The organism is Micromonospora noduli, assembly GCF_003264475.1.
In the GTDB taxonomy this organism is placed as follows: Bacteria; Actinomycetota; Actinomycetes; order Mycobacteriales; family Micromonosporaceae; genus Micromonospora; species Micromonospora noduli.
Map to the genome: position 1 here is coordinate 129,642 of NZ_PYAC01000002.1, position 13,610 is coordinate 143,251.

General features: G+C 70.2%; 12 protein-coding genes. 5 read left to right on the top strand and 7 right to left on the bottom strand.

Translation table 11 applies throughout. The features are described from left to right. Window positions 1–12: 12 nt before the first annotated feature. Window positions 13–975, bottom strand: coding sequence for a GlxA family transcriptional regulator (locus tag MED15_RS06155; protein WP_112582848.1), 963 nt, complete (start codon window positions 973–975; stop codon window positions 13–15). Window positions 976–1,017: 42 nt separating this feature from the next. On the opposite strand from MED15_RS06155, the gene MED15_RS06160 reads away from it, so the two are divergent. The 4 genes from MED15_RS06160 (at window position 1,018) to folE (ending at window position 5,140) form a co-directional block, all read left to right on the top strand. Next, entirely contained in the window at window positions 1,018–1,263 is a 246-nt protein-coding gene (locus MED15_RS06160; RefSeq protein WP_112700626.1) for a hypothetical protein, read from the top strand. Between the two features lie 100 nt (window positions 1,264–1,363). Then, the gene (gene hpt / locus MED15_RS06165; protein WP_112582849.1) at window positions 1,364–1,939 is read left to right on the top strand and encodes a hypoxanthine phosphoribosyltransferase; all 576 of its coding nucleotides are present in this window, start codon (window positions 1,364–1,366) and stop codon (window positions 1,937–1,939) included. 530 nt (window positions 1,940–2,469) lie between these two features. Then, a complete protein-coding gene (ftsH, locus tag MED15_RS06170) occupies window positions 2,470–4,488 on the top strand; it encodes an ATP-dependent zinc metalloprotease FtsH (protein ID WP_112582850.1) in 2,019 nt (672 codons plus the stop codon). 34 nt (window positions 4,489–4,522) lie between these two features. Further along, entirely contained in the window at window positions 4,523–5,140 is a 618-nt protein-coding gene (gene folE, locus MED15_RS06175) for a GTP cyclohydrolase I FolE (protein WP_112601529.1), read from the top strand. Window positions 5,141–5,246: 106 nt separating this feature from the next. Here folE and MED15_RS06180 read toward each other — a convergent pair whose 3' ends face one another. Both MED15_RS06180 and MED15_RS06185 read right to left on the bottom strand, forming a co-directional pair. Then, a complete protein-coding gene (locus tag MED15_RS06180; protein WP_373861304.1) occupies window positions 5,247–5,981 on the bottom strand; it encodes a hypothetical protein in 735 nt (244 codons plus the stop codon). A gap of 13 nt (window positions 5,982–5,994) precedes the next feature. Next, window positions 5,995–8,556 (bottom strand): FtsK/SpoIIIE domain-containing protein, encoded by a 2,562-nt coding sequence (locus MED15_RS06185; protein ID WP_112734991.1) that lies wholly within the window; start codon window positions 8,554–8,556, stop codon window positions 5,995–5,997. Between the two features lie 195 nt (window positions 8,557–8,751). Between MED15_RS06185 and MED15_RS06190 the strand changes: the two genes are divergently transcribed. Beyond that, complete coding sequence (locus MED15_RS06190; RefSeq protein WP_112734992.1) at window positions 8,752–9,306, top strand: hypothetical protein; 555 nt, start codon at window positions 8,752–8,754, stop codon at window positions 9,304–9,306. Window positions 9,307–9,312: 6 nt separating this feature from the next. On the opposite strand, the gene MED15_RS06195 is transcribed toward MED15_RS06190, so the two are convergent. The 4 genes from MED15_RS06195 to MED15_RS06210 are packed head-to-tail and all read right to left on the bottom strand — an operon-like array spanning window position 9,313 to window position 13,610. After that, window positions 9,313–9,912, bottom strand: a complete 600-nt coding sequence (locus MED15_RS06195; protein ID WP_112700338.1) for a hypothetical protein — start codon at window positions 9,910–9,912, stop codon at window positions 9,313–9,315. A 13-nt stretch (window positions 9,913–9,925) separates the two neighbouring features. Then, entirely contained in the window at window positions 9,926–11,104 is a 1,179-nt protein-coding gene (locus MED15_RS06200) for a M23 family metallopeptidase (RefSeq protein ID WP_112730709.1), read from the bottom strand. Then, window positions 11,101–11,658, bottom strand: coding sequence for a hypothetical protein (locus MED15_RS06205; RefSeq protein ID WP_112734993.1), 558 nt, complete (start codon window positions 11,656–11,658; stop codon window positions 11,101–11,103). The genes MED15_RS06200 and MED15_RS06205 overlap by 4 nt, the downstream gene beginning before the upstream one ends. Next, window positions 11,655–13,610: an MFS transporter gene (locus MED15_RS06210; protein ID WP_112734994.1), complete on the bottom strand. Its 1,956-nt coding sequence runs from the start codon at window positions 13,608–13,610 to the stop codon at window positions 11,655–11,657. Before MED15_RS06210 ends, MED15_RS06205 begins: the two co-directional genes overlap by 4 nt.

Genomic DNA, 13,610 nt, shown 5'->3' on the forward strand with positions numbered 1-13,610 from the left:
CTGCGGCCGGTCTCAGCCGCTGTGCGCCCGGTCCCGGAATGTGGTCCGGTAGCTGTGTGGGGTGGCACCGACCCGGCGACTGAAGTGGTGACGCAACGCGGCCGCGTCGCCGAAGCCGGACTGGTCGGCCACCGCCTCCACGCTCAACGGGGTCTCCTCCAGCAGCCGCCGGGCGAGCAGCACCCGCTGGTTGGTGAGCCAGTCGTGCGGGGTGGTGCCGGTCTCGGCGCGGAACCGGCGGGCGAACGTGCGGGGCGCCATGCCGGCGCGGGCGGCCAGCTCCTCCACGGTGATCGTCCGGTCCAGGTGGCCCATCAGCCACTCCAGCACCGGTTCGAGGGTGGGTGCCTCGGGCGCCTTCGGGATGGGCGCCTCGACGTACTGGGACTGACCGCCGTCGCGGTGCGGCGGGACCACCATCCGCCGGGCCAGCCGGGTCGCGGTGGCCGAGCCGTGCTCCTGGCGGATCAGGTGCAGGCACGCGTCGATGCCGGCCGCCGTGCCGGCGCTGGTGAGCAGCCGGCCGTCCTGGACGTAGAGCGAGTTGCACCGCACCCGGGCGCGCGGGTGCCGGCGTTGCAGCTCGTCCACGTACCGCCAGTGGGTAGTGCACTCGCGGTCGTCCAGCAGCCCGGCCTCGCCGAGCAGGAAGGCTCCGGAGCAGACGCTGAACAGGTGCGCTCCGCGGGCGTCGGCCCGGCGGAGCGCGTCGAGCACCGGGCCGGGGACGGCGGTGCCCTGGCTGTGCGCGGGGATGGCCACCAGGTCGGCCTCGTCGACCGGGCCGAGGTCGGCGTGCGGGGTGAGATGGAAGCCGGACGAGGTACGCACGGGAGCGCCGTCCGGGCTGCACACCTGGAAGCGGTAGGCGGGGAAACCGTCGGCTGTCCGGTCGGTGCCGAACACCTCGGCGAGCACGCCGAGCTCGAAGGGAGCGACCTGGTCGAGGGCGAGGACGGCAACGGACCGCAGCATGTGACGAGGGTAACCCGACAGGTGGCAGTAAATCGATGACCAATGGCATTCCTGCCACTGTCCGGTCGCTTCGTGAGGTCGCAGACTGGTCTCAGTCCGGTGCGCACCGGCGGCGAAACCCACAGCAATCATGCGAAAGCGAGCGCCGCCATGGAGTTCCTGTTCATCCTCCTGTTCCTCGTCCTCCTCGCTGCCGCCTCGGCGGCCGGCCTCACCGCCGACAGCCACGATTCGGCCGACTGGAAGCCGAGCGACGATGGCCGCCGCTGGCGGTCACGTACCAACTGATGTGATTAGCGTTATTTGCGCAGAAAATCCCCGGCGGGACCGCGCCAAAAGGTGCGGCCCCGCCGACGGAGGCCATCCGACGTACGGCAGGCTAGGAGTCATGGCTGACGGCTCCTGGTACGACGCCGACATCGACCACGTGATCATCTCCGAGGCGCAGATCCGCGAGAAGACGGCGGAGCTGGCCAAGCAGGTCTCCGCCGACTACGCCCACGTGGGCGACGGGCTGCTGCTGGTGTGCGTACTCAAGGGCGCGGTGATGTTCATGGCGGACTTCGCCCGGGCGCTGGGCCGCAACGGCCCGCCGGCGGAGCTCGACTTCATGGCCATCTCGTCCTACGGCCAGGGCACCACCTCCTCCGGGGTGGTCCGCATCCTCAAGGATCTGGACCGGGACATCGCCGGTCGGCACGTGGTCGTCGTCGAGGACATCGTCGACTCCGGGCTCACGCTCTCCTGGCTGCTGCGCTACCTCGAGTCGCGCTCGGCGGCGAGCGTCGAGGTGGTCGCCCTGTTCCGCAAGCCGGACGCGGTGAAGGTGCCGGTCCCGGTGAAGTACGTCGGCTTCGACATCCCCACCGAGTTCGTGGTCGGGTACGGTCTCGACTTCGCTGAGCGCTACCGGGAACTGCCGTACGTCGGGGTGCTCAAGCCCGAGGTCTACGCCCGCTCCTGACGCCGGGCCCGACCCATCGCGACGGCCCGCCGGTCGACATGAGCCCGAATTGCATCGGCATCCATCAAGCCGACGTTCAGCGCGCTCTCAGCTGATGCGGTTACCGTGTAGCACGGTGGCCCGGAGGTTTCTCCGCGCTCGACCCTCTCGATCGCGTGACCGGGCGCTCGGGTGGCCGAGCCGGACTCCCCGCCACGCCGGCTTCCACCCGGACTCGCCGTACGTTGGCTGCGGGGCTGGTGGGCCTGCCCACGGTGCGTGTCGTCGATGTCGAAGGCGCGCAGGGTGCAAAGGCTCGCAGGTTCGCTGCTGGCGTACACGGTCTTTTGATGGTGCACGACTGCGGGGCTCGCAAGCTCACTCCTCGCGTACACGGTGTACCGTCGAATGACCGCGGCGCGGTAGTTTTCGCGCCTCGGGGTCGAGGCCGGCCCGCACGGCGGCTCCGGCCGCCGCTCAACGCGGCGACACCATCAGACGGTCAGGACGTCGATCAGGAGGATGCGGGCGCCCCGGCGCTCGACAACAGTATGGAACGTACGCGTTTCTTCCGCCGACCGGTGGTCTGGATCATCCTGGTCATCCTCGGCGCCGTTGTGCTCAGTCAGCTGTTCACCAGTGGTCCCAGCTACCACCGCGTGGACACTTCCGTTGCGCTCGATCAACTGCACACCGCCAAGATCAACAAGGTGGTCTTCCAGGACAAGGAGCAGACGCTCCAGCTGGACCTGGCTCAGAAGACCAAGTTCGGCAAGACCGAGACCAACAAGATCGAGGCCCAGTTCCCGTACCAGGCTGGCGACCAGATCTGGAACGAGGTGCTGGACGCCAAGGCGAACAACCGGGTCACCGGCCCGGCCGACGCCAAGGTCTCCTCGGACAGCATCTGGGTGAGCCTGCTGGTCAACCTGCTGCCGATCGCGCTGCTCGTGCTCCTGCTGCTGTTCTTCATGTCGCAGATGCAGGGCGGCGGCTCCCGGGTGCTCAACTTCGGCAAGTCCAAGGCCAAGATGATCACCAAGGACACTCCGAAGACGACCTTCGCGGACGTCGCGGGTGCCGAGGAGGCGGTCGAAGAGCTGTACGAGATCAAGGACTTCCTGCAGAACCCGGCCAAGTACCAGGCCCTGGGTGCCAAGATCCCGAAGGGCGTGCTGTTGTTCGGCCCGCCCGGCACCGGCAAGACGCTGCTGGCCCGCGCGGTCGCCGGCGAGGCCGGGGTGCCCTTCTACTCCATCTCCGGCTCCGACTTCGTGGAGATGTTCGTCGGCGTCGGCGCCAGCCGGGTCCGTGACCTGTTCGAGCAGGCCAAGACGAACGCCCCGGCGATCGTCTTCGTCGACGAGATCGACGCCGTCGGCCGGCACCGTGGCGCCGGCATGGGCGGCGGCCACGACGAGCGGGAGCAGACGCTCAACCAGCTGCTCGTCGAGATGGACGGCTTCGACACCAAGGGCGGGGTCATCCTGATCGCGGCCACCAACCGGCCGGACATCCTCGACCCGGCGCTGCTGCGCCCGGGCCGGTTCGACCGGCAGATCCCGGTGGACGCCCCCGACATGGAGGGCCGTAAGGCCATCCTGCGGGTGCACGCCAAGGGCAAGCCGTTCACGCCGGACGTCGACCTCGACGCGGTGGCCCGTCGTACGCCGGGCTTCAGCGGCGCCGACCTGGCCAACGTGATCAACGAGTCGGCCCTGCTCACCGCTCGTAAGGAGCAGCGGGCGATCTCCAACGACTCGCTGGAAGAGTCGATCGACCGGGTGGTCGCCGGTCCGCAGCGACGGACCCGCGTGATGAGCGACAACGAAAAGAAGATCACCGCGTACCACGAGGGTGGGCACGCGCTGGTCGCCTGGGCGCTGCCGCACGCCGCGCCGGTGCACAAGGTGACGATCCTGTCCCGTGGCCGCTCGCTGGGCCACACCCTGGTGCTCCCGACCGAAGACAAGTACACCCAGACCCGCGCCGAGATGATCGACACCCTGGCGTACGCGCTGGGCGGTCGCGCCGCCGAGGAACTGGTCTTCCACGAGCCGACCACCGGCGCCGGCAACGACATCGAGAAGGCCACTCAACTGGCCCGCGCGATGATCACCCAGTACGGCATGAGCTCCAAGCTCGGCGCGATCAAGTACGGCACCAGCGGGGACGAGCCGTTCCTCGGCCGCAACATGGGCCACGAGCGGGACTACTCGGACTCGGTCGCCGCCGAGATCGACGGCGAGATGCGGGCACTGGTCGAGCTGGCGCACGACGAGGCCTGGGAGATCCTGGTGGAATACCGGGACGTCCTGGACAACATCGTGCTCGAGCTGATGGAGAAGGAGACCCTCTCCACGGCCGACATGGCGCGGATCTGCTCCCGGGTGGTCAAGCGCCCACCGCTGGCGCCGTACAACGGCTTCGGCAAGCGCCAGCCGTCCACCGAGCCGCCCGTGCTCACCCCCGCGGAGAAGGACAAGCTCAAGGCGCAGGCCGAGGCTGACGGCGCGCAGGCGTCCGTCGGTGGCGGGGCGTCGTCCAACAACTCGGACGGCACGCACTGAGCAACGACCCGACGGCGACGACGAGCTGGACTACGTGGCCGCGCGGCTGATCAGCGGCAAGCTGACCGGCCGCCCCGTCGAGGACGCCGTCGACCTGGGCCGGATCGAGAAGGCAGTCCGCGAGATCCTGATCGCGGTCGGCGAGGACCCGGACCGCGACGGACTCCAGCAGACCCCGGCCCGGGTCGCCCGTGCGTACGCCGAACTCTTCGCCGGCCTGCGGGTCGACCCGGCCCAGGTGCTCAGCACCACCTTCGAGGCCAACCACGAAGAGCTGGTCATCGTCCGGGACATCGACGTGATGAGCCTCTGTGAGCACCACCTGCTGCCCTTCCGGGGCAGTGCGCACATCGGCTACATCCCGGGCCCCGATGGGCGGATCACCGGCCTGTCCAAGCTGGCCCGACTCGTCGAGGTCTTCGCCCGTCGTCCGCAGGTGCAGGAACGGCTCACGTCGCAGGTCGCCGACCTGCTGATGAGCAAACTCGCACCACGCGGCGTCGTCGTCGTGCTCGAATGCGAACACATGTGCATGGCGATGCGCGGCATCCAGAAATCCGGTGCCAAGACCATCACGTCGGCCGTACGCGGCATCCTGCAGACGGACTCCAAGTCGCGGGCCGAGGCGATGGCGCTGATCATCCCCCGCTGACACCCTGACGCACCACGGCCGGCCGACACCCATCAGGGACGGCCGGCCGATGCGTTTCCCACCTACCCGGCTGTGTTGCGGCCGGGCGGCTTTCCGGCCCGGCGGGTCAGCCAGCGAGCAGCGCCAACAGCAGGCCGACCGTGGCCAGCACCGCCGGCACCAGGCACACCAACACGCCGAAACGCACAGTACGGTCCAGCCGCTCGGTGGGGCTGGCCCGGAACAACCGCCCAATGCCGATCCAACCGGCGACAAACGCGACCGCCGGCATCGGCAGCCCGCAGATCAACGCCGCCACGGTGGCCGGTCCCACCCCCGTCGCCGCCAGAACCACCACCTGGATCAGCGGCACCAGCAGCGCGAACGGCCCGTAAACCAGGAGGTTGCGCGCCCGCGCGGGCCAGGACCCCGGCCGGAACCGGCGGCGCGCGGCCAGCGCCGCGTCCGCCGCCTCCGCCCAGCCACGCGCGGCCCGCAGGGCCGCCAAGACGGCCGCCGGGCCACCCGCCATCGACCGCGCCGCCTCGGTCAGCTCCGGCGGTGACGGCACCAGGGAAATCGCCGGTACGCCCAACTCGCGCAGCCGTTCCTGCTGACTCGCCAGCCCGGTACGGACCACAGTCAACTCCTCCCGGGCGGCCTCCGCCGACCGGGCCTGCTCACCGGCGGCGGCAGCCGCGCCCCGGCGTACCCCGTCCAGCTGGCGGGCGGCAGCAAGATACTCCGTCCAGGCCGTGCTGGGGTCGACCGCCCGCGGCGTGGCGTCCCCGGTTGCCGCAGCTGCCCGCTGCCGCCCCGGCCCGGTCACCGTCGCGATCGGATCCACCTCGACACCCTCCACGCGCGCCACCTGATCAGCCGGCCTCGTCGGCGAACGGCACCAGGACGGTGCCCCGCTCGTCCGGGCCGTCCCAGAGCACCGCCCGGTCGGGGCGCACCTGCCACTCGACCGGCCGACCGAAGACCGCTGTGAGCTGCGCGACCGGCACATCCAGCACGGCCACCGCCGCCAGCTTGTCGACCTCGCCCGCCGGCTCGAACAACGCGGCGAACGGCGGCACCGCACGCCACCAGCCCAGCAGATGCCGTCCCGCCGGCGGCCCGTCCCGTAGGAGCGACCGCAGCCGCTCCACCGGCAGCTCCCGAGGACCCGGCCGGTCCAGCCCGAAGACCACCAGGTACGTCGGCAGGTCGTCGGCCGCGTCCGCGAGCAGCGTTGGCAGATCCACCAACTGGGCCGAATGCCGGGTCGCCAGATCGGCGGTCAACGCCTCCGCCAGGGCCCGGGCGCCCGGATCCGGTGCCGCCACCAGGAAGCGGGCACTGCCCGGTGCGTGGTGAGCCGACGTGCTCCGCGCCGCCGTCGCCAACAGGCCGCCCGCCGCGGTGCCCGAGCCCAACACCGCGAGGTTGCGCCCGGCCGCCGGACCCAGCGGCACCGCGACCGTCGAGCGGGCCACGTCCACCGCCCGGCCCAGCAGAGCCGCCGGTCCGTGTGCCTGTCCCGCCAGGGCCGCCCGGTGACGCGGATCGTTGCCCAGCAGCGGCCGGGCGTAACCCGCGAAGACCACCGGCGGCACCGACCCGGCCGGACGGGCCGCCCACAACTCGTGCCGCAGCTCCTCCACGGCCTCCGGATGATCCTGCGGGTCCGGATGACGGATCAACCGTTCGTGACCCCGGATGGCACCCCGTGGGCCGCCGAGCCCGCCGGCCGTGTTCACCACCGCGCTGCCCACCGGCAGACCGGCCGCCGAGTCGTTCGTCGGCTCCAACACCGGACTGCCACCCGGCAACGCCACCCGTACCGGAAACTGCCCGAGCACCGAATCCCGATGACCAGCATCCGCGCGCGCACTCAGCCCCAACTCGCCCGCGCCCGCCAGGACCAGGTGCACGCCGTACGCCCGACCCGCCCGGGCCAGCCCGTCCAACTGGGCGGCCACCTCGGCGGCCAGGCGGTCCCGCTCGGCGAAGAGCAGCGGCACATTGTCCACCACACAGACGATCCGCGGCAGCGGCTGGTGCTGACGCAGCTCCGCGAAGCGTTGCCCCCCGGCCCGAGCGCCCGCCTCCGTGCGGCGCTGGACCTCGGCCGTCAACTCGTCCAGCAGATCCCGGACGTACTCCCGGTCGGCGGCCATCGCGGCCGCGCGCACCTGCGGAACCCACGACCGATCCCGCTCGGTCTGCAAAAACTCCACGAAGGACTCGCCGTCGCCCAGATCCGCCAGGTAGAACGCCAGGTCGTCCGGGCCGTACCGGGCAGCCAGGCCGAGCAGCGCGGTGGTCAGGAACGCCGCCCGGCCCGCTGCGGACCGGCCACTCACCAGCCAGTGCGGGGTCAACTCGGTGAAGCCCAGCGGCACCGACCGGCCCCCGGCATCGCCGACGGTCGTGGTCAGCCCCTCGGCCGAGTCCGATTCCCACAGTCGCTCACCCGTCGGCGGCAGCAGAGCACCCAACGCCAACCGGGAACCCGCCTCCACCTGCTCGGCGAGCCGCCGACAGACCGCGTCGACCAGCTCGGCCGGCGGGTCCGACTCGACGAAGACCGGCGAGTTCAGACCACCCGGCGGATCGGCGCCCGGCCCGGCGAACGACGCCCCCGGCGGATCGCCGAGCAGCGCGTACGCATTCCGCAGCACCAGCGAAGTGGTGTGCGGCAGCGGCGCCCGGGCCGAGTACGGGCCGGCGGGCGGCCAACCCGCCACCACCAGGTGCAGCCCAGCGGCCGGGCCCTGCTCGGCCAACGTCTCGATGCGCGCCAGATCGGTCGGGCCGGTCGACTCCGGCAGCGCGGCCACCACCAGCAACAGCGTCCGATCGTGACGGCGTCGCCCACTCGCCCCCGGCGTCACCCACTGCTCCGCCTCGGTCAGTACCGCGCGTAGACCCGCCACGTCCACCGCTGGCGGCGGTAACAGGCCAGCATCCGCGAGTGCCCCGAACGGCGTCAGCACCGCTCCGGTGGCATCCACCGCGCGAATCAGCAGGGCACCCGCCGGTGCCGCACCCAACAACCGCAGAAGTACGGCCCGGAGCAACCCCGCAACCCGCGGCTCCCGCGCGTCAGCGTCCACGCTGAGGTGACCGGTGCCGACAAGCGGAACCAACGCGGGGAAACGAGCGTCGTCCAACGGCGCCGCGGTACCGACCCGAACGAACGGCGGCGGACCATCACCGGCCGGCGAGTCCACGGTGAGCGAGTCCAGTGCCGCGCCCGACCAGCCCGGCGCCAGCAGGGCCGCAGCCGTCCGTAGCCGATCGGCCACCTCGTACTGGCGACGCTGATCGGCCGGAGCCGGCCGCGTCTCGTCCAGGATTCCGGCGGCCGCGGTCGCGACGGCCGCCGCCCGACGGTGCAGGGCTGCGGCGCGGTTCGTGCGAGCCTTCGGACCGGCCACCGCGTCCACCCCCTCTACCCGAGGTTGGCAACCCCTCCCCAAGCAGAGACGGTATCCCAGCCGACGGTGCTCCTCCGGGAGGTGCCTCGGCGCTGCGCCGGTGTTGTCGCGGATCTCACCGGTGGGGAGGGGTCCGTCACGATCCGCTGGATCTGAGGCATTGGCTCCGGGGCGTCCAGCCGATAACTTCAGGAGGTGGAATCAGTGCAGCCCCCCGCCGGTTCCCAGGTCTCCCGCGTACCGGCCCAGCGGACACCGTCGGAGCAGCTGCCGCCCGCCCCGGCACCGCCGGCACCGCAGCCGCCACGCCGCCGGATGCGGACGGTGCTCACTGTCGTCGCCGGCGTGCTCGCCCTGCTCTGCCTCGGCGGAGTCGCTACGGCCTACGTGTGGTACACCCGCGCCTCAACGCCCGACCGCAGCACGCCGGACGCGGTTGTGGCCAATTACGTTCAGTCATTTCTGGCAGACCGGGACGACACGAGAGCAAGCGAGTTTGTCTGTCAAGGCGGTGTGAATATCGACGGTCTGCGGCAACTTCGGGAGGATCTGGTAGCGCGTGAACTCCGGTTCGGCACGAAGATCTCAACGAGTTGGGAGAGTTTCTCTATTCAGCGGCAAGGCGATTCCGCCAACGTGGAGGTCGACCTGATTTTTTCGGCCTTTGTGGACGGGATATCGCAAAGCGATCGCCAGCGTTGGCGATTTGAGACACGACACGAAGACGGCTGGCGGGTATGTGAGGCCGAACAGTCTTGAGCAGACCTACTCGATCCAAAGCAGGTGAACCGGGACCTCCAGGGTCGTGGGTGACTGACCGCGCCAGGCCCAGCGGTACCACTCCACCTCGGGTGTGACTCGCACGCAGATGTCCCCCTCGGCACCCGAGTAGGTCTCGGTGACCGCTCGAAGGTCGCGGTGCTCCAGGCCGCCCTCGACGTGCACCACCCGCCGACCAGTGACCGCGTCCGCTTCGAAGACCGGTGTGGGGGTGCGGTGGGCCGGGCCGTCCAGCGAGACCAACCGGATACCGCTGTCACGTGCGCCGTCCACCTCCGGTTGGCTGCCGACGGTCTCCACCCAGACCCGTTCCACCGGCACCAACGGCGCGAACACCTCGACCTGGTCGGCTTCCGCCCGGTACCACTCGTGCTCGGGGATCACCGGCACGTAGGTCCGGGCGCTCTGCACCACCCGGTCGTCCGCGCGCAGGTCCCCGCGCCAACCCATCCCGGGCAGCCCGACCAGCACCCGCCGTCCGCGTAGCTCGACCCGCTCCGTCGCGGGGACGATGGCCAGCGGTCTCGGCGGTTGCGGTGCCCAGTCGGGCTGGTCGGCGAACGGGTCGGGCAATGGTCCGGTCATGACCGCAATGGCCTCACTCAGCGGCGCGCAGCGGGGCACCCCGCTCGCGCATGAACGGGACCGGGTTCACCGCGCCAGACGCGTGGCGGTTGTTACGCAGGTGCACCTCGAAATGCAGATGCGGGCCGGAGGAGTTGCCACTGCTGCCGACCTTGCCGATCACCTGACCGGCCGTCACGATTTGATCCTTCTTGACGAAGGGCTGGACCACCATGTGGCAGTACCGGGTGATGTAGCCACCGGCGTGCAGCAGGTCGACGAACCAGCCGCAGCCCCCCTTGCCGGGAAAGCCGTCCACGTTGCAGTCCTGTCGACCGCGGTGGTCCTCGTCGCAGGTTGAGACCAACACTCGACCGGTCGCCGCCGCGCGGATCTCGGTGCCCTTGGCCGCGCCGATGTCGACTCCGTTGTGGCTGGGTCGGCTGGCGGTGCGGAAACCGGAGCCGACTCCGCCGGGGATCGGCGCGGTCCAGCCGGAAGCGGCGATCTGACCGCGTTCGGCTGCGTTGCACACCGCCTTGCCGTTGATCTCGACGGTGCGGGCCGCGCCGCCAGCCAGGGCGTCCACGATCCGGCTGGCTAGCTCTTCGTGTTTGGCGTACGCGTCCGGGTATGCGCTGACCTGCACCCGCTGCGCGACCGCGGTGAGCGGTCGGCGTTGCCAACTCTCCACCTTGACGAGCTTCTCGTAGAACTTGCGAGCCGCGTACGCGGGGTTCAACCGCTGGGCGACAGTGCCCCACCCCGGCCGCTGCTGGAACAGGCCCAGCGAGTCGTGGTCCGCGCCAACACCCTCGTGCGGCAGGGCCAGGGACTCGGGTACGCCGCTGTTCGCCAGGTTGCGTAGGGCGGACTCCTGCATCGCGGTGGCGAGGGCGACCACCCAACCTCGCGAGGGCACGCCCATGTCCTGGCCGACCTTGATGATGACCGCGGCATTGCGGACCTGGGTGTCGCCGTACTCGGTGAACCGCGGCAGCTTGCCCGCGACGTTCACCGCTCGGACCGGCCCGCACTCCATGCCCGCCAAGGCATCCACGCCCTCGGCGTCGTCGCCGCCGAGCCCGGTGAGGAAGAACGCCGCGGTGCCGCCGGTACAGCAGAGCAGGAGCAGCATCCCGGTGAGCATCGCGGCGACCACACCGAGCCGGAGGGGCCCGCGCCGAGTTCCGGCGTTACCAACGTCGTTCATGGCCGCTCCCAGTCCAGAACGTCGACCAGCCAACCACCGTCGGCGGTGACCAGCTCCAACCGGAGCCCGCCGGCATCAAGAGGGAGCAGCAACTCGACGAACGTCTCGTTCCGCTCTCGCATGCTTGGGGGACCGATGACCTTCTCGGCGGGCACGCTCTCGGGCTCGGCGCCGGTCAACTTCTCCCTCAGCGCCGGCGTGGAAAGTGGCCGCAGACCAGCCTGCCACTCTTCGGCGGTCATCCCGGGACGGCCCAGCCAGGCCTTGGCGAAGCGTTCGGCGGTCTGTTCGGGCGTGCGGGCGCCGGGCGACGTGACGGGTGACGGCGGGGCCGCGCTGTTGAGTAGACCGTCGTCGCCGGCCGTCGGGTCCACGGTGATGATCGGTCCATCCGGACGGCTACTCAACCCATCCGCTGAATCGGCCGGGTTGGATATCAGCCGGGTCGCCCCGAGCACGCTGACGACCACCACTCCGATCACGAGCGCAACGCCCAAGCGGGACCGCAGCGCCCGAGTGAAGAGGAATTCCAACGCCCGTCGCATGACCGTCACCTCGCCTCTGAGCGCACCCGAGGTCCGGTGCGATCCGGTACACGCTCGGTGGAGCCCGGGCGGTAGACCACGAACGACGGGTTCTCAGCCGGAACATCCGGCTCGGTCCAGGTCGCCGCCTGTCGGCGTCGGGGCTGCGGGGCGGTTGGGCGGCTCCGACCTCTGCCCTCCTCCGCCGGCGCCTCGGCGGGCCGCTCTCGACCATCGGGGCGTACCGCCTCTGCGCGTCGGCCCTCGGCCGCAGCTGTCGGCACCGGAGCCGGGTCCTCCCGCCGGGCCTCCGGGCGTAGCCGGGTCTGCGTTGCGTCGGGCGACCGTCGACGTCCGCCCACCGGCTCGGCGGTGCCACCCGGCTCGGCCACGTCCAGCCGAGCGGCGGTCCGCATGTCTCGGAAAAACCGGCGGTGCCAGGACCCGGCCGAACTGACCGCTTCGCTGCTGTCCTTGCCGCCGAGTTGCGTGATCCGCCGGTACGGCCGCAGCAGAAGCCATCCGACCACTCCACAGAGCCACACCAGCACCACCTGAAGCCAACCCGGCAGGGTCGGTGTGCTCATGATCAAATCAACCGCGAAGAGGTAGATCGCGGCGCCGGTGCCGAAGATGGCAATGTTGAACACTGCGGCAACGACCGCGTTAGCCAACCGGCGTAGCCCGGCGCTGGCCGGTCGGAGTAGGCCGATCGTGCCGAGAATCGGGGCAGCGATCACCGCCCAGCGGAAGATCAGAAAGCCGAGCAGCACGAGCACTGACGCGGTGAGATCGAACATTGCGAAGAGCACGGCCGCAAGCACCGCGATGAACCCGGAGCCAATTCGGTCCATGTCGCGAGTTCCCGTTAGAAACTCGTACGCCTCCGGGTCCTCGGCCTTGATCTGCTCGGCAATTGTCATCCACTGCTGCTGCTTGCGCTCGATCACTACACCACGAGTGCTGGGATTGGAACGGACTGATTCCGCCTCACCCCAGCTCAGCGATTTGGCGTCGTAGAGTGCCCGGCCGTATTTCTTGGCGGTCTCGCTGTCGGCTGAGCCAAGCACGCCGCGCAGCCAGTTGCGGTAGAGCATCGACTCGGTAGCGGTATCACTGGCCCTGACGGCCGGTGGCCGCTTGTCGACGCAGGCGTCCGGGTTCGGAAGTACACACTTGTCGGTCGGAACATCTTTTGACGCCGGACCTAAAGCATCGTGCACGACGCCGAGTGAGGTGATCAGGGTGCCGTCGGCGATGTTCGCCGACTTGACTGGCCAGGCCGCCAGCGCGGTGACCGCCACCATCACCAGTAACGCCCACCCTGCCGTCGTCATGGCATTGCTCATGTCCGACTGGCGGGAGCGCCAGAGCAGGTAGAGACCCACCACGCAGAGCGTGACAATCCCGAAGACGCTGAATACCTTTTGGTAGACGGCTTTGGTGGCCTTCTCGACCAGCGGGTCGGCCCAATCCCACATCGAGCGAGGATCCCAGGCTCGTTCGCGCAGGGCGTTCGAGGCGCCTATGACCGCCGTGGCGATCATGAGTTCGCCGTTGGCGACGGTGGTGGTGAACTTGTAGTCCGGATGGAGGACGGCGGAGGCACAACCACCATCCAGCTTATAAGTGTTGAAGCTGTAACCGCCGTAGCCGTAGTCGCTGTAGATGCCCTTTGGTCCGGGCAGCTTGGACGAGTCGGGGCGGGAGGCGAACCAGCCAGCAAGGCCCGAGTCCGGCGCGGACGGTACGGGCGGCTTCCGACACTCGATCTCTCCCTGACCTACCTGCTTGAGTTTCGCCACGCAGGCGCGGAAGTCGGCTTGCCATTGGGCGGTCGTGCAGAGGTCGGCGCGGGCCTGGGCGGTGGGCGGTGCGGCGGCTGCGGCCTCCGCGCCGATCAACGGCCAGGTGAGGGTGGCCCCGGCCAGTACGCCAAGGGCGAGCAGGAACGACGCAGTCCTTGCCCAGGCCCTAGCCAT

Bases quoted from the DNA above. Each gene is read 5' to 3' on its own strand.
- MED15_RS06155 (WP_112582848.1), bottom strand. From the start codon at position 975: ATGCTGCGGTCCGTTGCCGTCCTCGCCCTCGACCAGGTCGCTCCCTTC.
- MED15_RS06160 (WP_112700626.1), top strand. From the start codon at position 1,018: ATGGCATTCCTGCCACTGTCCGGTCGCTTCGTGAGGTCGCAGACTGGT.
- hpt (WP_112582849.1), top strand. From the start codon at position 1,364: ATGGCTGACGGCTCCTGGTACGACGCCGACATCGACCACGTGATCATC.
- ftsH (WP_112582850.1), top strand. From the start codon at position 2,470: ATGGAACGTACGCGTTTCTTCCGCCGACCGGTGGTCTGGATCATCCTG.
- MED15_RS06195 (WP_112700338.1), bottom strand. From the start codon at position 9,912: ATGACCGGACCATTGCCCGACCCGTTCGCCGACCAGCCCGACTGGGCA.
- MED15_RS06200 (WP_112730709.1), bottom strand. From the start codon at position 11,104: ATGAACGACGTTGGTAACGCCGGAACTCGGCGCGGGCCCCTCCGGCTC.
- MED15_RS06210 (WP_112734994.1), bottom strand. From the start codon at position 13,610: ATGGCTAGGGCCTGGGCAAGGACTGCGTCGTTCCTGCTCGCCCTTGGC.